The 19,858-nt window shown below is 59.0% G+C and carries 19 protein-coding genes; 10 read left to right on the top strand and 9 right to left on the bottom strand.

What is annotated here, in order from left to right; all coding sequences use genetic code 11:
* The first annotated feature begins 22 nt into the window (after window positions 1–22).
* Together yjgA and mog are read left to right on the top strand one after the other, a co-directional pair.
* A complete protein-coding gene (yjgA, locus tag AC097W_RS02105; protein WP_479600601.1) occupies window positions 23–685 on the top strand; it encodes a ribosome biogenesis factor YjgA in 663 nt (220 codons plus the stop codon).
* Window positions 682–1,293: a molybdopterin adenylyltransferase gene (gene mog / locus AC097W_RS02100; protein WP_479600600.1), complete on the top strand. Its 612-nt coding sequence runs from the start codon at window positions 682–684 to the stop codon at window positions 1,291–1,293. Before yjgA ends, mog begins: the two co-directional genes overlap by 4 nt.
* 2 nt (window positions 1,294–1,295) lie before the next feature.
* Here the strand turns inward: mog and cysE are convergent, their stop codons facing one another.
* The gene (cysE, locus tag AC097W_RS02095) at window positions 1,296–2,069 is read right to left on the bottom strand and encodes a serine O-acetyltransferase (protein WP_479600599.1); all 774 of its coding nucleotides are present in this window, start codon (window positions 2,067–2,069) and stop codon (window positions 1,296–1,298) included.
* A 10-nt stretch (window positions 2,070–2,079) separates the two neighbouring features.
* Window positions 2,080–2,868: an RNA methyltransferase gene (locus AC097W_RS02090; RefSeq protein WP_479600598.1), complete on the bottom strand. Its 789-nt coding sequence runs from the start codon at window positions 2,866–2,868 to the stop codon at window positions 2,080–2,082.
* Between the two features lie 74 nt (window positions 2,869–2,942).
* On the opposite strand from AC097W_RS02090, the gene AC097W_RS02085 reads away from it, so the two are divergent.
* Window positions 2,943–3,875, top strand: a complete 933-nt coding sequence (locus AC097W_RS02085; RefSeq protein ID WP_479600597.1) for an inositol monophosphatase family protein — start codon at window positions 2,943–2,945, stop codon at window positions 3,873–3,875.
* A 17-nt stretch (window positions 3,876–3,892) separates the two neighbouring features.
* On the opposite strand, the gene AC097W_RS02080 is transcribed toward AC097W_RS02085, so the two are convergent.
* The 6 genes from AC097W_RS02080 to AC097W_RS02055 form a co-directional block, all read right to left on the bottom strand.
* The gene (locus AC097W_RS02080; RefSeq protein WP_479600596.1) at window positions 3,893–6,361 is read right to left on the bottom strand and encodes a sensor domain-containing protein; all 2,469 of its coding nucleotides are present in this window, start codon (window positions 6,359–6,361) and stop codon (window positions 3,893–3,895) included.
* Between the two features lie 115 nt (window positions 6,362–6,476).
* Complete coding sequence (locus AC097W_RS02075) at window positions 6,477–7,127, bottom strand: tRNA-uridine aminocarboxypropyltransferase (protein ID WP_479600595.1); 651 nt, start codon at window positions 7,125–7,127, stop codon at window positions 6,477–6,479.
* Between the two features lie 12 nt (window positions 7,128–7,139).
* Window positions 7,140–7,715: a BON domain-containing protein gene (locus tag AC097W_RS02070; protein ID WP_479600594.1), complete on the bottom strand. Its 576-nt coding sequence runs from the start codon at window positions 7,713–7,715 to the stop codon at window positions 7,140–7,142.
* Between the two features lie 235 nt (window positions 7,716–7,950).
* Entirely contained in the window at window positions 7,951–8,412 is a 462-nt protein-coding gene (locus AC097W_RS02065) for a glycine zipper 2TM domain-containing protein (RefSeq protein ID WP_479600593.1), read from the bottom strand.
* 128 nt (window positions 8,413–8,540) lie between these two features.
* Window positions 8,541–9,383 carry an OmpA family protein gene (locus AC097W_RS02060; RefSeq protein WP_479600592.1) on the bottom strand — a complete coding sequence of 281 codons (843 nt, stop codon included), beginning with the start codon at window positions 9,381–9,383 and terminating at the stop codon, window positions 8,541–8,543.
* A gap of 18 nt (window positions 9,384–9,401) precedes the next feature.
* A complete protein-coding gene (locus tag AC097W_RS02055; protein ID WP_479600591.1) occupies window positions 9,402–9,797 on the bottom strand; it encodes a DUF4398 domain-containing protein in 396 nt (131 codons plus the stop codon).
* Between the two features lie 212 nt (window positions 9,798–10,009).
* On the opposite strand from AC097W_RS02055, the gene arcD reads away from it, so the two are divergent.
* The 4 genes from arcD to arcC are packed head-to-tail and all read left to right on the top strand — an operon-like array spanning window position 10,010 to window position 14,633.
* Window positions 10,010–11,446, top strand: a complete 1,437-nt coding sequence (gene arcD / locus AC097W_RS02050; RefSeq protein WP_479600590.1) for an arginine-ornithine antiporter — start codon at window positions 10,010–10,012, stop codon at window positions 11,444–11,446.
* Window positions 11,447–11,462: 16 nt separating this feature from the next.
* Window positions 11,463–12,680, top strand: a complete 1,218-nt coding sequence (gene arcA, locus AC097W_RS02045) for an arginine deiminase (RefSeq protein ID WP_479600589.1) — start codon at window positions 11,463–11,465, stop codon at window positions 12,678–12,680.
* A gap of 24 nt (window positions 12,681–12,704) precedes the next feature.
* A complete protein-coding gene (gene argF / locus AC097W_RS02040; RefSeq protein WP_479600588.1) occupies window positions 12,705–13,703 on the top strand; it encodes an ornithine carbamoyltransferase in 999 nt (332 codons plus the stop codon).
* Between the two features lie 18 nt (window positions 13,704–13,721).
* A complete protein-coding gene (arcC, locus tag AC097W_RS02035; RefSeq protein ID WP_479600587.1) occupies window positions 13,722–14,633 on the top strand; it encodes a carbamate kinase in 912 nt (303 codons plus the stop codon).
* 43 nt (window positions 14,634–14,676) lie between these two features.
* Here the strand turns inward: arcC and AC097W_RS02030 are convergent, their stop codons facing one another.
* Window positions 14,677–15,153 carry a hypothetical protein gene (locus AC097W_RS02030; protein ID WP_479600586.1) on the bottom strand — a complete coding sequence of 159 codons (477 nt, stop codon included), beginning with the start codon at window positions 15,151–15,153 and terminating at the stop codon, window positions 14,677–14,679.
* 381 nt (window positions 15,154–15,534) lie between these two features.
* On the opposite strand from AC097W_RS02030, the gene AC097W_RS02025 reads away from it, so the two are divergent.
* The 3 genes from AC097W_RS02025 to AC097W_RS02015 all read left to right on the top strand — a co-directional run bounded on the left by AC097W_RS02025 (window position 15,535) and on the right by AC097W_RS02015 (window position 19,820).
* A complete protein-coding gene (locus AC097W_RS02025; RefSeq protein WP_479600585.1) occupies window positions 15,535–18,144 on the top strand; it encodes a cation-translocating P-type ATPase in 2,610 nt (869 codons plus the stop codon).
* Between the two features lie 150 nt (window positions 18,145–18,294).
* Window positions 18,295–19,350 (top strand): OmpA family protein, encoded by a 1,056-nt coding sequence (locus AC097W_RS02020; RefSeq protein ID WP_479600584.1) that lies wholly within the window; start codon window positions 18,295–18,297, stop codon window positions 19,348–19,350.
* A gap of 185 nt (window positions 19,351–19,535) precedes the next feature.
* Window positions 19,536–19,820, top strand: coding sequence for a sll1863 family stress response protein (locus AC097W_RS02015; RefSeq protein ID WP_479600583.1), 285 nt, complete (start codon window positions 19,536–19,538; stop codon window positions 19,818–19,820).
* Window positions 19,821–19,858: the final 38 nt, after the last annotated feature.

Here is a 19,858-nt window from a genome sequence, read left to right as displayed (position 1 = left end):
GGAGGCTATGATACTTGGCTATATGAGCAAACTAAAAAAAGGCTATTTCGTCAAAGGTAAATTTGTCGCCGAGGGCAGCGAGCTTGATCTGGAACTCAAGCGCGAACTCAAAGGCACAGACGAGGCCAGCCGTACCGACTTGAAACGCGAAAGCACCGAGCTGCAAAAGCTCGGTGAAGATTTATTGAACCTGCGGGCCGAATTGCTGACGCGTCTGGCCTTGCCAGAACGACTGGTGGAAGCCATCGCCGAAGCCAAACGCATCACCAACTTTGAAGGCAAACGCCGCCAGATGCAGTTCATCGGCAAGCGCATGCGCCAGCTCACCCCGGAAGTGCTGGCCAACGTGCGCACCGCCTTGTCAGAGCAACACGGGCCTTCCGCACGCGAGACCCTGGCGCTGCACGAGGCCGAAACCTGGCGTGACCGCCTGGTTGCTGACGACGATGCCGTGGGCCAATGGGTCGGCGTCTGCCCTGAAACTGATACCCAACAGCTGCGTGCGCTGATCCGCCAGGCCCGCAAGGATGCCAAGCCGGAGCTACCCGGTCAAGCCGTGCGCCATGGCCGCGCCTACCGCGATATTTTCCAGATTGTGCGCGGGCACTTGCTGCACAAAGCCGATACGTCCGAAGCCATTACGGTACCGGGAAACCTGGCGGCCGATGCGGGAGACCCTGCTTGAGCAACACCCCATACGTGGCACCTGATCCTGTCAAGATTGGCATCGTGTCGATCAGCGACCGGGCCTCTACGGGTGTGTACGAGGACAAAGGCCTGCCAGCCCTCCAGGACTGGCTGACCCGAGCCCTGCAAAACACCATCAGCTTCGAAGCCCGGTTGATTCCGGACGAACAAGAAGCCATCAGCGCCACGCTGATTGAACTGGTGGATGCGGGTTGCAGCCTGGTGTTGACGACCGGTGGCACCGGCCCAGCGCTGCGAGACGTGACCCCGGAAGCCACGCTCGCCGTGTCGCATAAGGAAATGCCAGGGTTTGGTGAGCAAATGCGCCAGATCAGCCTGAAATTTGTGCCCACCGCCATCCTGTCGCGTCAGGTCGCGGTGATTCGGGACCAAAGCCTGATCATCAACCTGCCAGGTCAACCCAAGGCGATTGCTGAAACACTGGAAGGTCTGAAAGACGCCAACGGGCAGCAGTTGATAAACGGCATATTTGCTGCAGTGCCTTACTGCATCGATCTCATTGGCGGCCCCTACCTGGAAACGCAGGATGCAGTGTGCAAGGCATTCCGCCCCAAAACAGCCATCCGGCCACCCCGGGCCGCTTGAACCTACTTGCCGACCAGCTGGTTCAGGCGCTCGGCTTCAAAACACTCCTTGCGGGTCGCATCTCCAGGCACACAATCTGTGGCGGTCCGGTTGGCAGACAGGGTTTCAATGGCCTTCCACAGCAGTGCAATCTGGTGGTCCTGACCCGAGGCCGAGTCAATCAGGCCGCGCAGTGCCAGGCTCACCGGATCGTCCTCCTGGGTAATTCCGTAGGCCGTGAACTTGTGGTCGGTGGAGACTACGTCGGCACTTTCACCGGTTTTGGACGGAATGATGCGCGCGGGAATGCCCACCGCCGTGGCCCCTGCCGGAACCGGTTTGATCACCACTGCGTTGCTGCCGATCTTGGCACCATCACCCACCAAAAAACCACCCAGAACCTTGGCGCCCGCGCTGACGACCACATCTTTGCCCAAGGTGGGGTGCCGCTTCGTGCCCTTGTACAAGGAGGTACCCCCCAGGGTCACTCCCTGGTAAATGGTGCAGCCATCGCCAATTTCCGCCGTCTCGCCCACTACGACGCCCATTGCATGGTCAAAAAATACCCGCTCGCCGATGATGGCACCGGGATGAATTTCGATACCGGTCAGCCACCGCGCCATGTGTGAAATAAAACGCCCTGGCCATTTAAGTCCATGGGTCCAGCACCAGTGGGCACCACGATGCAATATCAGTGCGTGCAGGCCGGGGTAGCAAGTCAAGACCTCCCAAGCGCTGCGGGCAGCCGGGTCGCGGTCAAGAATGCACTGGATGTCGGAGCGTAGACGGGAAAACATAGGAGGAAGTCTATCCTCTCGACTCATCACCCGCCGAACGCGCGGCCATTTGCCCGATGGCCTTGGCAATTCCTCGCAAGATGTGAATTTCTTCTTCTTCCAGTCCGGCGCGGTTGAAAAGCTGGTTCAGGCGTGGCATCAACTTTTTGGGTGCCACAGGATCCAGAAAACCCAGCGCCACCAGCGACTGTTCCAAATGGGTCAGCATGCCACTCACCTGGGCGGCATCCGCCAGATGGGTGGGTGCAACGGGAAGCTCCACACCGAAACCACCCAACGCCAAACGCCATTCATAGGCCACAACCTGCAACGCCGCTCCAATATTGAGTGAGCCAAACTGCGGATTGCTGGGAATGCTCAGACACACATGGCAGCGGTACACATCTTCGTTGCGCATGCCAAAGCGCTCGGATCCGAACAGGAATCCAACGCCTTGTTGCCCTGCCAAATTACCCTCTAGCCCCCGTGGAATATGCGTAGGCAGCTGCGCTTTTGATAGCAATTCGAAATGTTCCCGCGGAGTGGTGGTGGCGGGTCCAAAGTCGCGAGGCGTCATGGCGGTGGCACACAAATGGGAAATCCCGTCCAAGGCCTCGTCGAGGGTGTCGACAATGCGGGCCTTGGCCAGAACATCCAGCGCGCCACTGGCCCGCTGAATGGTTTCTTCCCGACGCAGCACATTGGCCCAGCGTGGCGCAACCAGCACCAGGTCATCAAAACCCATGGTTTTCATGGCGCGGGCAGCTGCCCCGACGTTGCCGGCATGGCTGGTGTTGATCAGAATAAATCGGGTTTGCATGGGAGACGGTAAAATGTGCTTATTGTCGCCGCCTGCATCGCCAGCCGGATCCACTCAGCTCTTCAAAACAATTTATGTCGCTCAATCTGCACCCCATGATCAATGTGGCCGTCAAGGCTGCCCGCGCTGCCGGATCCATCATCAACCGCGCCGCACTCGATATTGAGTCTGTTCGTATTTCGCAAAAGAAAGCCAACGACTTTGTCACCGAGGTTGACCATGCTGCAGAGCAGGCGATCATTGAAACACTGACGACCGCCTACCCCGGCCACGGCATCTGGGCCGAAGAGTCCGGACGCGAGCACGGAGCCAAGGACTCGGACTTTGTCTGGATCATCGATCCGCTGGACGGCACCACCAACTTCATCCACGGCCTGCCGGTGTACTGCGTGAGCATCGCACTCGCGGTCAAAGGCAAGATTGAGCAAGCCGTGGTGTATGACCCCACCCGCAACGACCTGTTTACCGCCACCAAGGGCCGTGGCGCTTTCCTGAACGATCGGCGCCTGCGTGTCTCCAAACGCATCCACCTGAAGGAATCCCTCATCTCCACCGGATTTCCCTTCCGGCCCGGTGACGACTTCAACAACTACCTCAAGATGATGGGCGATGTCATGCAGCGCACCGCCGGCCTGCGCCGGCCTGGCGCCGCCGCGCTGGACCTTGCCTATGTGGCTGCAGGCTACACCGAAGGTTTTTTCGAAACGGGCCTTCAGCCCTGGGACGTGGCCGCAGGCTCACTACTGGTGACAGAAGCCGGCGGACTGGTGGGCAACTTCACGGGCGAGGCTGACTTTCTGGATCAGCAGGAATGCCTGGCAGGCAACCCGCGGGTGTATGGACAACTGATTGGCATTCTGGGCAAGTACAGCAAATTCGCCAGCGCTGGCGAAAAAGCGGCTTTGCGCCAAAGCGCAGGGCCTGTCGCCGAATCAAGTGCGTCGGATGGCACGTCCGACGCCGCCGATCCAGCAGTCGCTCCACCCGCAGGCGACGCGCTGCTCTAAGGCGTGTTGACGGTGGTTCAGGCCACCGGCAAGACCAACTGGTCCACGGGCACCGGCCGCCCGAACAGATAGCCCTGAAAGGCCTTGCAGCCACTGCGCCGTAAAAAGTCGCGCTGGCCTTCAGTTTCCACACCCTCGGCAACCGCACTCAGATCCAGGCTTTGGGCCAGGTTCAGAATCGTTCGGGCAATGACTGCGTCGTTGGGATCGGTCAAGACATCCCGTACAAAAGACTGGTCAATTTTCAATTGATCCAGCGGAAGACGTTTCAGGTAGGACAGTGATGAATATCCTGTCCCGAAATCGTCCAGTGCAAAGCCTACCCCGATAGAACGCAACTCGCTCATTTTGGCAATGGCATCTTCAATATCACTGAGCAGCAAACTCTCGGTCAGTTCCAGCTTCAGGCGATAGGGGTTGGCACCACTGAGGCGCAATAGGCCCAGTATTTGATCGGAGAAATCAGGGTGCCGAAACTGGCGCGCACTGACGTTCACCGCCATCGTCAAACGCTGGGTGGAACGCTGTGCGCTCCAGGCGACCAACTGTGCACACGCCACTTCCAGCACCCATTGCCCCAAGGGCAAAATCAAACCGGATTGCTCAGCCACCGGAATGAACTCGGCGGGCGACACCAACCCGCGTTGCGGGTGTTGCCAGCGCAGCAAGGCCTCGACACCGGTCATGCGACTGTTCTCATCCACGACTGGCTGGTAATGCAGCATGAACTCGTTGCGGTCCAGCCCCTGCCGAATATCCGCCTCCAGCGCTGCGCGCTGCGATGCCGCAGCCTGCATCACCGGATCAAAAAAACGCAGGGTGTTGCGCCCGGCTGCCTTGGCCTGGTACATGGCCAGATCCGCGCGTTGGAGCAGCTCGTCCACCGTCTGCTGGTGATCGTAAAACAGCGTCACGCCAATACTGGGGGAACTGTGGTGCTGTTGCCCGTCCAGCTCAAAATACTGGTTCAGCGCCGTGAGAATTTTCTTGCCCACCAGCTCAGCCTGCGCTGCGGCCAACGCTTGCGTTTCACTCAACTCCTCCAGCATCACGACAAACTCGTCTCCGCCCAACCGGGCCACGGTATCGATCGCCCTCACACATTCGCCCAAGCGCTGCGCAACCTGCTTGAGCAACGCGTCGCCCATCTGGTGCCCGAGTGTGTCGTTGAGCATCTTGAAATTGTCCAGATCAATGAACAGCAAGGCCCCGAAGCTGCCCCGTCGCGCGCTGGAAGCAACGGCCTGATTGAGCCGGTCAATCAGCAGGCGCCGGTTGGGCAAGCCTGTCAACACATCAAAAAAGGCCAGTCTTTCGATGTCTGCCTCAGCCTGCTTGCGGGCGCTGATCTCGCGGCCAGTACCCCGATAGCCGGCAAATACCCCCTGGCTGTCAAAGATCGGGGCTCCGCTGATGGAAACCCACATCAAGGAGCCGTCACTACGCGAGCGCTGCATTTCAAAATCATGAAAATTTTCGTGCGCCTCCAGCACTGCGCGGTGCGACACCCACTGGGCCGGGCTCACGCCTTGAACGCCTGAGTCCCACCGCGTAGCGCCAATGAAGCTCTCGGAGGGCACGCTTCTCGCGGCCTCAATGTCACCATCTACCCGGACGAATCGGAAGTTGACATCCTGCTCCCAATACCAGTCCGAAGTCAGCTCGGTCAGAGCCCGAAAACGTGCCTCGCTCTGTCGCGTGGCTGCCAGTTGGTTCGCCACCGCCTGCAAAGCCTCACGTTCACGCGAAATATCCTGCACGATGCCGTAGTCCGCCTTGAGTACACCGTTTTCCAGCTGTCGGTACATGCGTGAGCGAATCCAGATGACGACGCCATCGGGTCTGCGCCAGCGGTACTCCAGGGTTTCACCATCCATTTGCCTGAGTGCCTGCTTGACCATGGCGCGATCCTCATCCAGAACGTCCCGCAAATGGGCCCCCACGGGAACCAATTCAGAACCACCCAGATTGCCAATTTGCCGATAACCATGCGACAACTGCACGCCATTGCCGTCCGGATAAACCACCCAATGCCCCACTTTGGCCAGCGCTTCGGTCATCTCATAGAGTGTGACCTGCTGGTTGAGTTTTTCATTGGCTTGTTCCAGCGCTCTTTCGCTGGCCTTGAGCGCCTCTTGCGCGAGGCGTTCAGCGGTCACGTCGCGCAGATAGATTAAAACGTAAGAGTCAGATTGCACCGTCACCAAAACCGCATTGAGTCGCACCAGCCGTGGCAAGCCATCCTGCATGGCGAGCGTCACGTCCAGATCATTCACCCGACCAGTCGTTTTCAGTGGCTGCATCGCCAAATCACGCGCCGCTTCGTCTGCCCAGTGGCCTATCTCCACTGCGGTTCGCCCAACGGCTTGCTGCCGCGAAAAACCCGTCAGGTTGAGCCACTCCTGATTCACCTCGACGATCACACTGTCGCTGGCGCGCGTCAGCGCGATCGCCTCGGGACCGTGATCAAAGAAGACTTTGAACATTGCGCCGCCATCTGCACCGAAAATTTCGGGACGATCGCCCTGCGACGGCGCTTGGGCGGCGGGATTAGCGTTTTCCTGGTGGTGTTCCACTGAATTTTTCCGATGTTTTGCTATGTTAGCGGCTCTTGTGGTGCTCAGACTGCTGTGAAACAAATCCATCGAACGCAGCCAACAGGGGAAGCCACGCTTCAGCATTGCCGTCCATTTGGGCCAGCGCTGCACATGTTGCCTCCAGCGTGGACAACTGATCCGGCTTGTGGGCCTTGCGAATCCGGTAGTGGGACGCCGGCATGTCGCGCAGCGCCAGACGAGGCAGCTGCTGCAGTAACGGATTGAGATAGAGCATCTTGCGGCTCTTGCGCCACGTCCCGTCGAGCACGATCAGGCGCGTGCGGGACAAGTCCGGCACGTCCAAGGCCACCGCAGCAACCGGTGCAGGCATCCGGGTCATCGGAGCTTGCGGTGAGTCCGGGTACAGCAAAATGCTGCGCTTTGGAGCGAGCCCGGCGCTCTTCGAAGGTGTACGCAGCGGCTCAAAGATCAGGGACCGCAGCATCGCAGGGGCAAATTCTTCGCCAATGGCCAGTGTGCTGTTCGGCAAACTCAAATGCAGGAGCCGTGCACTCCCCTTCGCATGGCCCACCTCCAGCGGATGTTGCAAAACAACCACCTCAACTCCGTGGTCTGTTGGAGTGATCCACCTGCAAATACAAGTACTCAGCGGACGCAGGCAGTCCGCACAGGACAGGCGCTTAAGGGCTGGCACGGACTCGCGAAGTCATTTTTTGATACTCATTTCGTTTACCACTTTGCGCACACCTTCGATCGCACCGGCAACTGCAATGGCGCGATCAATCTGCATTTGATTGTCCAGGAAACCGCTCAGCTGCACTTCGCCTTTTCGGGTGACCACGGCAATTTGGGCGCTTTTGATGCTTGCGTCGGCAAGCAGTGCCGATTTTACTTTGGTGGTGACAATTCCATCATCCAGCTTGTTGCCAATGGTTGCAGCTCCGTCTTTAAGGGTCATTCTGTTCTCAACGTCCCGTACACCCTCGACGATACGTGTAACCGACATGACACGGTCAATCTGGCTCTGGTTGTCAACAAAGCCGCTCAACAAAACCATGCCCTTGTGCGTCTCCACCTTGATGTCAAAGCCCTTGATGTCCTGGTCAGCCAGCAACGCGGATTTGACGCGGGTGGTTATCACCGTATCGTCAAGCTCCGTGCCCACAGTGGTAGGACTTGCAGTCGCTGGCACTGGTTCCACGCGGTTGCAGCCGGCTATGAACGCCGCTGCGGTCACCGTGAGCGCCATGGTGATAGCAATGTTCGTCAGTTGATTGTTCATTGGGACTTTCCTTTGGATAGTTCTTTTCGCAAATAGGGGAGCGGGGCAAGAGCCCGCCAGTCATCTCAGTCCCGCGTTAGGCCCAGAGGTGAGGCGGCCAGAAGTCCAGCCCCGGCGATTACCAATATGAGCCCACAGGGCTCCGGCAAACAAAAACGGCGTGACGCCCATAGGGGAACCAATGGGCTGCCTTCCACATACGGATTTTGCTTGCCGAGTCAGGGTGAATGCGATCTCAATTGCGGTAGACGTGACCGTTTTCAACACGAACGCGGTTCCCGACCTGCATGCCGTCCAAGCTTTCTTGCTGAACGCTTTGGTACGTTCCATTGTCAAGTCGGACAGAGATCTGGTAGACATCGCGCGTGGCCACCCGGTTGCTCTGCTCAATCTTGTTGCCAACGACGGCGCCTCCAACAACACCCACAACCGTAGCGACGTCCTTGCCCGTGCCGCCGCCCACCTGATTGCCGAGGATGCCACCCACGACACCACCGACCACTGCACCGACACCAGGGCCGGTGGACCTGTTGGCTGCGACGACCTGGATCGACTCAATAAAACCAAAGCTCGACTGATAACCGGTCTGGCTGGCTGGGTAGTAAGGCGCACTGGTCTGCTGTGGAGGGCTACCGCAGGCGGTGAGAAAAACTGCCGAAGCCATTGCGACCGTAGTCGCGATAAGAGTTTTGTTCATGGTATTTCCTGTTCATTATTTCAAAGTTGCAATGCAAGGCTATTACTCACAGATCGATTTGTCAGTACGCCAACGCACGCAGTTGCGAAATGCGGCGAGTTCATCGTCGGTACCGTTATGCGTGGGCCCTACTGCGCGAGAATGCGGACGCTTTCCTGTGCGAAAACGATCTCCACGCGGCGGTTCATCTGGCGACCAGCGGGGGTATCGTTGCTGGCAACGGGATTGCCTTCACCGAAGGACTTGGCGCTCAATCGCATGGCTGGCACACCCTCGCTCACGAGCGCCGCCATGACGGCGTTGGCGCGACGGCTCGATAGTTCCAGGTTGGAACTGACTGATCCAACGTTGTCTGTGTAGCCTTCAATAGAGGCGGTGCGCTGCGGGTTGCGCTTGAAAACGTCCGCCAGTTTGGCCATATTGCCTTGGGCGCCTGGCAAAAGCTGCGACTTGCCACTGTCAAACAATATATCGCCCAGCGTTACCACCATGCCGCGGTCCGTTCGCCTGGCGTTCAGATCCTTGAGCTGCGCCTCCAGGTCGTTGACCTGCTCGTCCTTGCGTGCATTGCTTTGTTGCGACAGGGCCAACTGCTGTTGCGCTTTTTTTGCTTCCTCGGTACGTGCAGCAAGGCGCACTTGCTCACGTTTCGCGGCAGCGCCAGAGCTGATGCTCTGGTAGGCGGTGCTGGAGGCCGTCTCCCTGGCAATCGCCACCCGCTGACTGGCAATGTAAGCCAAGTGATCCACGGTGGCCCTGGGCGCACCGCTCGTCCATGACTGTTGTGCCTGCATGAGCGATTCATTGGCCAGCTTCAGCTCGGCGGGCGCCAACCCGAGAACCTCCGGGTCGTGCTCGGCCTGGTTGAAGTTGCCGCGAGCCTGATCAAGTGCCAGGTTGCGCTCGGGAACGGAACCGCATGCCACCAAAGCGGCAGTCAGCGTCAAAAGGGACATAAGTCGAATATTCATAAAAGGCTCCTGATGTAATTACTGGGCTGGCTTGCGATTAATTTCTTCGCTGAGCGCGCGTGCCGCATCTTTCGATTCGGCCGCGGCTTTACGCGAACGCTCCGATTGGGCGTGCAGTTCGGCCACTTGAGCATCCAGCACCACCTGTTCGGCGAGTTGAGCGGCCAGCTCGTTGTCCTTGTCAATCACCGCCTGGCGTGCACGCTCCAGCTTGGTGGTGGCTACCAGCAGTTGGCTGGCTGCGTTTTCGCTGGTTCCCGTGCTGTTGGCGCGCGCGACCGCCGCTTCAGCCACCGCCATGCGCTCGTTGGGAACGGGGGTGCTGGCACAGCCCCCCATGGAAAGCGCAAAGCCAAATGCGAGGGTGAGAGGTAGAACTTTGGTGGCTTGGTTGATCAACGGTGCAATCTTCATGACGAATCCTTGAAAGTTTCTTGGGGTCCAGAACGCGGATCGCCGGTTCCCCTGCGCACGTTCGGGAGCCAGTGTCTTCCCATCGCAGGGGGCAGGTCTGTCTGTTGGCGCACCGTTGGCTGTGTTCGGTACCGCACAGACGCACCCCGTACGCATACCAAGAATGAACTCATTCAGGTAAGCACGTCCAACACAACTTAGCGAGACACTGTATGACTCCAGAACCTGCTCCCGTCACGCGTGCCCCGGGGACCCTTGGTTTGGGGCTGCTGGTTGCGCTGGTCGTGGGATCGATCATCGGCAGCGGCATCTTCGGCCTGCCGCAGAACATGGCGGTGGGTGCAGGCGCCGGGGCCATCCTTATTGGCTGGACCATCAGCGGCATTGGCATGTTGATGCTGGCGCGCGTCTATCAGGTGCTCGCCATCCGCAAGCCGGAGCTCGACAACGGCGTTTACGCCTACGCGCGGGCGCTGTCTGGCGAGTATGTGGGCTTCAATTCCGCCTGGGGTTACTGGGTTAGTGCCTGGATCGGCAATGTGGGCTATCTGGTGGCCGCATTCGGTGCGCTGGGCTACTTTTTCCCGGCGTTTGGCGAAGGCAACACTTTTGCCGCGATTGCTGGTGCATCGATCGTGCTGTGGGTGGTCCATGCACTGGTGCTAAGGGGCATTCAGGGTGCTGCCGTGCTCAACGCGGTGGTCACGCTGGCAAAGATCGCACCGTTGTTGCTGTTTGTCGTGCTGGTTGCCATGGCATTTCAGTTCAGCACCTTCAAACTGGATTTTTGGGGTGACGCCAAATTGGGATCGGTACTGAACCAGGTCAAAAGCACGATGCTGGTGACGGTATGGGTGTTCATTGGCATTGAGGGTGCCAGTGTCTACTCGGCTCGCGCCCGCAAGCGGGAAGACGTGGGGCGTGCCACGGTGCTGGGTTTCCTGATTTGCCTGATGCTGTTAATGGCCGTGTCTTTGCTGTCTTTGGGCATCCACACGCAACCCGATTTGGCTGGCCTCAAAAATCCGTCTATGGCCGGAGTCCTTGAAAAAGCGGTCGGTACCTGGGGCGCCATAGTGGTCTATTTGGGGCTGATTGTGTCGGTGGGCGGCGGCTTCTTGGCTTGGACTCTGCTGGCTGCAGAGTCGCTCTTTACGCCCGCACAAGGCGGTGTAATGCCGGCCTGGCTGGGAAAACAAAACACCAAGGGCGTGCCCGCCCACGCCATGTGGATCACAAGCGCCATGGTGCAGATCTTTCTGATTCTGACGCTGGTTTCCAAGGCGTCCTATCTGGCCCTGATTTCCCTGTCCACGGCAATGATCCTCGTCCCCTACCTGTTCAGTGCCATCTATGGCCTCTCACTGGCATGGCGTGGCGAAGGTGCCGTCACCGCCAGAAGCCGCAGTGATATGCCGGTCGCCATGATCGCAACAGGTTATTGCCTCTGGTTGCTGTACGCAGCAGGGCTGAAATACCTGCTGCTCAGTGCGCTGCTCTATGCGCCCGGGGCCGCGCTCTACCTGCTCGCGAAAAAGCAGCTTTCCCGGAAACCGTTTTCGGGACACGAGTGGTTCGTCCTGGCGGGCGTTCTGATGCTGGCTTTGGCGGCTGCCTACCTGCTAGGCACTGGCCGGCTGGCTATGTAAAACAGGGAGAACCAACATGCCAAAAGGCCTCTATTCGGAAATAGGTCGGCTGCGCAAGGTCCTGGTGTGCCGTCCCGGCTTGGCGCAAAGGCGACTGACTCCGGCCAACTGCCGGGACCTTTTGTTTGACGATGTGCTTTGGGTTTCACAGGCGCGCAATGACCACGACGCGTTCACCAGTGCCATGGTGGAGCGTGGCGTCGAAGTTCTTGAGCTGCACGACCTGCTGGCCGAGACCGTAAGCAACCCCGTGGCCCGCAGCTGGTTACTGGACCGCAAACTGGGACACGGCTTTGTCGACCCGGAAGCCGCGCGGCAATTGCGCCCCTGGCTGGAAGCACTGTTGCCAGCACAACTTGCCGGATACCTGATCGGCGGTCTCACCAACGCCGAATTACCATTTGCAACGGAAGGCCTCGTAGCGCATTGCGCCGGCCCTGAGGACTTGTTGTTGCCGCCTCTACCCAACACCCTGTTCACGCGTGACAGCAGTTGCTGGATCTTCGATGGTGTAGTGCTGTGCCCCATGTACTGGCCAGCACGCCAACAGGAAACGCTGCTCACAACCGCCGTGTACCGTTTCCACCCAGCGTTCGCAAGCAACGCCAAAGTATGGTGGGGTGACCCGGATCAGAGCCACGGCATGGCATCGCTGGAAGGGGGTGATGTCATGCCTCTGTCCAAAGGCATTGTGCTGATCGGCATGGGCGAACGTACGTCGCCACAGGCCGTGAGCCAGTTGGCACGTGCGTTGTTCGCCAGCGGCGCCGCAACGCTGGTGCTGGCAGCGCAGATACCCAAATCCCGCGGTGCAATGCACCTCGATACTATCTTCACATTCTGCGACGTGGATCTGGTCACCATTTTTCCGGAAATGGTCGATGCCATCCGGGTGCACAGTATTCGCCCCGGCGCACAAGAGGGAACATTGGACGTGCGGACGGAGGCCAAACCTTTTCTGGACGTGATCGCACAGGCGCTTGGTCTGGCCAAGCTGCGGGTGGTGTCGACAGGCGGGGATGCCTTTGAAGCCGAGCGTGAACAGTGGGACGATGGCAACAACCTGCTTTGCCTGGCGCCTGGCGTTGTGGTGGCTTACGACCGCAACACATATACCAATACCCTGCTGCGCAAGGCGGGCGTCGAAGTCATCACGATTCCCGGCCGTGAGCTCGGCCGCGGCCGGGGTGGAAGCCATTGCATGAGCTGCCCCATTGAACGCGATGCCCTTTGAAACAATGCCATTCAGGACCACACCATGAGTTTTAACCTTCGCAATAGAAGCCTTCTGGACTTGAAGGATTTCCCCCCCCGGGGCATACGCTTTCTACTCGACCTTGCTGCCGAGCTCAAACGCTCAAAATACGCCGGAAACGAACATCCCCGCTTGAAGGGCAAGAACATTGCCCTGATCTTTGAGAAAGCCTCCACGCGAACGCGATGCGCATTTGAAGTGGCGGTACACGATCAAGGTGGCCATGTCACATACATTGACTCCACAGGGTCCCAAATGGGCCATAAGGAGTCCCTCAAAGACACAGCCCGGGTTCTGGGAAGGCTGTATGACGGTATAGAGTACCGGGGATTTCACCAGACCGTGGTCGAAGAGCTGGCGCGATTCTCGAGTGTTCCGGTCTGGAACGGGTTAACCGACGAGTCTCACCCGACACAAGTGCTCGCAGACCTGCTAACGATGGAAGAGTTTGGCGAAAAGCCTCTGCATGAGTTGTCTTTTTGCTATTTGGGTGACGCGCGATTCAACATGGGATGCTCGTTGCTGATTGGAGGCACCCAAATGGGCATGGATGTCCGCATTGCAGCCCCCGCCGGTCTGCAACCACCCAAAGAACTGGTAGCGCAGATGCGCGAACTGGCGCTCACCACAGGCGCCCGTATCTCCATCGAGACCGATCCACTGATCGCGGTTGCGGGAGCCGATTTTCTGTACACCGACGTCTGGGTTTCGATGGGCGAGCCAGAGGACACCTGGAAGGCCCGGATCGAACAACTATTACCCTACCAGGTAACCACATCACTCATGCGGGCCACCGGCAAGGCGCGGACCCGTTTCATGCACTGCCTACCCGCCTTTCACAATCTTGATACGGAGGTTGGCCGGCAGGTACATGAGCGCTACGGCCTGACCGAGATCGAAGTCACCGATGAAGTGTTTGAGTCTGAGGCCTCGGTTGTTTTCACCCAAGCCGAAAACCGCATGCACACCATCAAGGCGGTGCTTGTCGCCACCCTTGCATGACACAACAATGAGCGCACCATGAAGGTCGTTGTGGCACTTGGCGGCAATGCCCTGCTGCGGCGCGGGCAGGTTCTGAGTGCGCCCAACCAGCTGGAAAACATCCGCCGCGCCGCAGCACAGCTGGCGCGTATGGCGGCCTCGCACGAGCTTGTATTGACCCACGGCAACGGCCCCCAAGTGGGACTGCTGGCTCTGCAGGGAGTGGCTTACGACGCGGTGGAGCCGTATCCGATGGATGTGCTCGGCGCCGAAACCGAGGGCATGATTGGCTACCTGCTTGAGCAGGAACTGGCGAACCTGCTGCCCCCCGGACGCGCGATTGCCACGCTGTTGACGCGCGTGGAGGTCGATCCAGCCGACCCTGCATTTGCAAAACCCACGAAGCCCATCGGGCCCGTCTATTCCGATGAAGAAGCCACACGGGTTGCAGCGACCCGACATTGGTCCATTGCGCCCGACGGCGCGGGCTTTCGGCGTGTGGTTGCCTCACCGGTACCGCGTCGCATACTGAGTCTGGATCCGATCCGGTGGCTGCTGGAGCGTGGTGCCATAGTCATCGCGGCTGGTGGCGGGGGCATTCCCGTGGTGCGCGGTTCCGACGGCCACAATCTTCTCGGTATCGAGGCTGTCATCGACAAAGACCTGTGCAGTGCACTGCTGGCGCGAGAACTTCATGCTGACTGTCTGGTCATCGCAACCGATGTCGATGCGGTCTACCTTGACTGGGGACTTCCAGAACAGCGTCCACTTGGAAAGACATCGCCCCAAGCACTTGCGGGCAATGCGTTTGCAGCCGGATCGATGGGGCCGAAGGTACACGCAGCGGCTCAATTTGTGCAGGCCACAGGCAAAAGGGCCGTGATCGGAACGCTTGAACGGATCGAGGACATGCTGGCAGGCACTGCGGGTACCCAGATCGTTCCTGATTGACCGGATAGTCAAACCAGTCGGTCGGCCAGAGCACGCGTCGCGGCTATCCTTTTGCGATGAAACGATCGGCACGCGCAGCATCCAGCACTGCGCCCACGTCGATGGCCATTGTTTTGGCTGGCGTCGCACTACCAAGCCAGGCGTTGGGCAGGGCAAACCAAAGCACAAGCTCCGCCGAGTCCAGAGCCCCCGAGAGCTCAGAGCAGACCGAATGCATCCCCGCCCGAATGCACATTCGGTCCAGATCAAACTGAAAGAGCGGAATCAGAACGGTTGTTCGCCACGTAAATGTGACGACCTGCCGGGAAACAATCCAACGGGCTACACGCGAAATGGACTGATCAACCAGCGGTGAAAGTATCGCGGCGAGTTCGCTGCCCGTCGCGACGCCGCCGCTGGAGCGAAAAGCCTCTAAGAGGCATCCGTTTTCACATTGACTACCCGGTCCGGATTCCGTACGGCAACAGCCACCTGGCACGACCATCAGGTGCGCAGATTGCAAGGCATGCTTGACGCACATCAGCGACCCGTGAACAGCCAACGCAATCTGTCGAGATAACGTCCCGGTGTGGCTACCGGGACGAGCATAGGCATCGGCGTTGGGGGACGAAGCCGAAATTTCTTCTGCTTGGGAAGGTTGACGACAAGCGAGAGCTCAGTGCGGGAATTTCTGGCGAGCGACATGACGTTTCCTCCTGAACAAGACAATCTCGTGTTGGGTTACTGGTCCGAGAATAAGAGCAATAGGTGTGCACCGTCTGTGTGGTAACGAACACTGATCATCAGAAGCCTTTCCGGTCCATTGAACAGCACCACGTTCGTCCCAGGACATTGTTCGACGCCGCACAGACTCTACACAACGCGCCTGGCTAGACTGTTGCGTTAATGGGGAGAGCGCGACATGTCTACACTCGAAGAATCAACGGGTCTGAGCACTGCGGAGGCGGCCCAACGACTCATGGTCGACGGCCCGAATCTGCTACCCGGCAGCGCCCCCAAGTCGTCTGCGGCCATAGTCAGGGAGGTACTCACAGAGCCGATGTTCCTGATGCTCCTTGCGGCCGGGAGCATTTATCTGGCACTAGGCAGTCAGGCCGAAGCGCTGTTCCTGCTGGGCTTTGTATTTGTGGTTATCGGGATCACTCTCGCGCAAGAGCGACGAACGCAACGGGCACTGGAATCGCTGCGTGACTTGTCGGCTCCGCGCGCACTGGTAAGGCGTGACGGGAAGGAACTGCGCATCGCCAGCCGTGACGTCGTGTGCGGTGATTTGCTGGTGTTGCACGAGGGCGACCGCATACCCGCAGACGCGCTGATGCTCAGTGGGCAACTCTCGGTGAACGAATCACTGTTGACCGGTGAAGCTGTACCGGTAAGCAAGCGCCCGGATGCATTGGCGCCAAATGCCTTCGGCGAACCGGGCGGGGATGACACCCCTTTCTTGTTTGCCAGCACAGTGGTCACGCAGGGGGTTGGAATTGCCGAAGTGAAGAGCACAGCCAGCGCCACCGCCGTGGGACGCATAGGCGTAGCACTTGCCGCTACCGCAGAGCCACCGTCTGCACTGCAGACGGGATCCCGCCGGCTGGTTCGTCAATTGGGCCTAGGCGCCCTGATGACGGCTGGCGCCTTGGTCTTGCTGGGCTGGTTGTGGGACGGCCGATCTCTGCTGGATGCGCTGCTGTCCGGCATTGCGCTGGCTATGGCCATCCTGCCCGAGGAAATTCCGGTCATCCTCACGGTTTTCCTGTCGCTGGGTGCATGGCGCATCTCGCGCCAAAAGGTGCTGACACGCCGCGTATCGGCGGTCGAAGCACTGGGAGCCATTACCGTGCTGGCCGTCGACAAGACCGGAACTCTTACGCAAAACCGCATGGTTGTCTCCGAACTGGCAATCGAGGGCAAGAGCTTCAAGTCGGAGGGTGCGATCAGCACCAGCAATGTTGCAGCCCTGCCCGCGGCCTTCCACAATCTGGTCGAGATTTCCATGCTGGCCACGCCTGCCGACCCATTTGACCCGATGGAAAAGGCCATTCAAGCTTTTGGGCGCGCACGTCTGCCCGCTACCACACGTTTGCACGATGGGCAGCCGGTGGAGTTCGAGTACCCGCTGTCGAGTGAGATTTTGGCCATGACACGGATCTATTCCGGTGAGCAACCTCCGCCGCTCACTGCCTACCTACTTGCAACCAAAGGCGCTCCAGAAGCCGTGGCTGACCTGTGCCATCTGACAGACGAACGACGAGCCGCCGTTCGTCTCCAGGTGGAGGACTGCGCACAGCGCGGTCTGCGTGTTCTGGGTGTAGCGCAGGGGTACTGGAAAACGCCCTCCGTGGCGCATCCAACCGCATCACCGGCCTGGCCCAACAGCCAACATGATTTTGATTTCACCTTCCTGGGCCTCGTTGCGCTGGCAGACCCGCCGCGGGGTGACGTTCCCCCCGCCATCATCCAGTGCCGGCAGGCGGGCATCCGTTTGATCATGATGACCGGCGACCACCCTGCAACTGCGCGTGCAATCGCACGCCAAGTGGGGCTGAGTGAGCGGCCCGTCGTGCTGACCGGCACCGAAATTGAAACCCTGACAGACGAAGCACTGATCGAACGGCTTCGCCGCACCGACTTGTGCGCCAGACTTCAGCCGGCCCATAAGCTGCGCCTGGTTCAGGTGCTGCGGGCAGACGGAGAAGTGGTCGCGATGACCGGTGATGGCGTCAACGACGCGCCAGCACTGAAGGCGGCAGACGTGGGCATTGCGATGGGGGAGCGCGGCACTGACGTGGCGCGTGAAGCCGCGTCCATCGTACTGCTGGATGACAGCTTTGCCAGCATCGTGGCAGCCGTGCGCCAGGGCCGCCGCATCTACGACAACATCACCAAGGCCACGCGTTTCACCGTAGCGGTGCACATTCCCATCATTGCACTCGCACTGGTACCCGCACTGTTGCACTGGCCCATGCTGTTGTTGCCCGTCCATATCGTACTTCTTGAGTTACTCATCGACCCCGCCTGCTCAGTGGTATTCGAGGCCGAGCCGGAAGCCCGTGGAGCCATGCAGCGTCCGCCACGGGCTGCGGGTGACTCACCCTTTGCCGCAGCCAACCTGCTGTGCGGAATGTGGCAAGGCTTGGGCGTCGCTGCTATTTTGCTGGGTGGCCATGCACTGTTGTCGGAAACTGGCGAGGCGACGGCGCAAGGGCGTAGCGCCGTTTTTTCTGCGCTGGTGATAGGCGTTCTGCTGTTGACATTGGCCAATCGTGAGCGAATTTTTGGGTACGGGCCTGCAGATGGCGATGCAACTCAAAAGGCGCTGCAGACGCGCAACCCCTGGCTTCCGTGGATGGCTGCATTGATTGCTCTGATGCTGGCATCGGTGGTCGCCATTCCGGCGCTGCGGCAGATCATGGGATTGGCATGGCCGGACACTGCGGGCATGCAGGCCACAGCACTGATGGCTGCGCTCAGCGCAGCGTGGCTGATCGCGCTCAGATCGTTTTATCGCCGCTGGTAGTTGACACATTCGCCCCCTACGTCGGTACTCGGTTCGGCAGCGAACAGATAGAAGGCCGAAGAAAACATAACCTGCATTCCACGGCCGCGAAGCGATTCGAGAGCCGGTATTTTTACTCTGGCCGTCACGGCTTACTTACCAAGGCAACTTATGAATGATCTGAACAAAATTGCATTCGCAGTCACTATCATGGCTGGTGGAATCGCCGCAAGCGCTCAGGCACAAACAACCGAATTCAACCCCGCTTGGTACATCTCGCCAAGCGTCAACATTTCGCAACCCGACACACAAATGGGAACGGACAAGAATACGAACGGCGTGGGGCTGCGCGTTGGCAAGCCGATTTCCCAGAATTGGGATGTGCAAATGGGCATCACCGGAACCCGCACTTCGGACAACCTGCCCCGCTTTCGCCAGACAACATTGGGAGTCGATGGGCTGTATATGCTGTCGCGCAGTACCATTCGTCCGTTTCTCCTGGTTGGCACCGGCGTGCAATACGACGAACTCGAACGCACTACCGGCAACACTTCGCAGACATCCCCCTACCTGAGCCTAGGCGTGGGCGTTCAGGCAGCGCTGAACGATCAGTGGGCTGTGCAGGTCGACTACCGCCGCAACCACGGCTTTCGTGAAGGGAACAACCTGGGTGCCGACAGCTCCAACAGCAACTACCTGACCTTGAGCCTCAATTACGCCTTCGACAAACCGGCGCGTGAGCGCTCCGTAGTGGCAGCGGCACCTGTGATGGCGGCGGCACCGGCTCCATATATCGCACCGCCCGTACCGCCCGCACCCGTGGCAGTTCCGGCACCTGCACCGCGTTTTGAACGTTACACCCTGTCAGCCACCGAATTGTTTGGCTTTGACAGCGCGCAACTAAAAATGCCCCAGCCAAAACTGGATGAAATCGCAGCCGCCTTGACAGCCAATCGCGAGGTATCCAATGTGGTCATCACAGGTTACACCGATCGACTCGGTTCCGAAAAGTACAACCAGGCTCTGTCTGAACGCCGCGCCATCGCAGTAAAAGACTACCTCACAGCCAAGGGTCTGGACGCTACCCGACTGAACACTGTGGGCAAGGGTGAGGCGAATCCAGTCGTGATTTGCACCGAGAAAAAGATGGCCCAACTCATTGAGTGCCTGGAACCCAACCGTCGCGTTGAAGTAGAGCAGATTACTGTTCAGCGTCGCGTTCAGTAAAAAAGCTGAAAGCATCAACAAAAAGGTCGCTTCACAGCGGCCTTTTTCCATTATGTGTGACAACGCACAGACATCGCCCCTGCCTGGTTTTAGCCTCAGATCGCACGTGCTGTTGGGTGATTCGCATGCGCCTAAAAGCAACGTTGCGCTCCAGAAACATTCACCCTCTACAAAGGAAAACTCTCATGACAAAGCGCGAAGAATACACCGAAAAAATGAAACAACAACTGGACGAGTTGAACGCCAAAATGGACCTGCTTGAAGCCCGGACGAAGGAGGCCAAAGAGGATGCGCGGGAAAACTACAAGGCCGAAATGGCCAAGTTGCGCAATCAATCCAAACTGGCAGTTGCCAAGTACGAAGAACTCAAGGCATCAAGTGAAGATTCCTGGGATCGTATGGTGGCTGAGACGGAAAAAATTCGCGATGCCTTTGTCCATTCTTTCAGCTACTTCAAATCGCAGGTCTAGAGATTGCGAATGGATGCGGCCGGATGAACACGGCTGCG

Source organism: Rhodoferax sp. GT1R46, from assembly GCF_056521285.1.
This window is presented reverse-complemented; position numbering and strand designations above follow the sequence as displayed.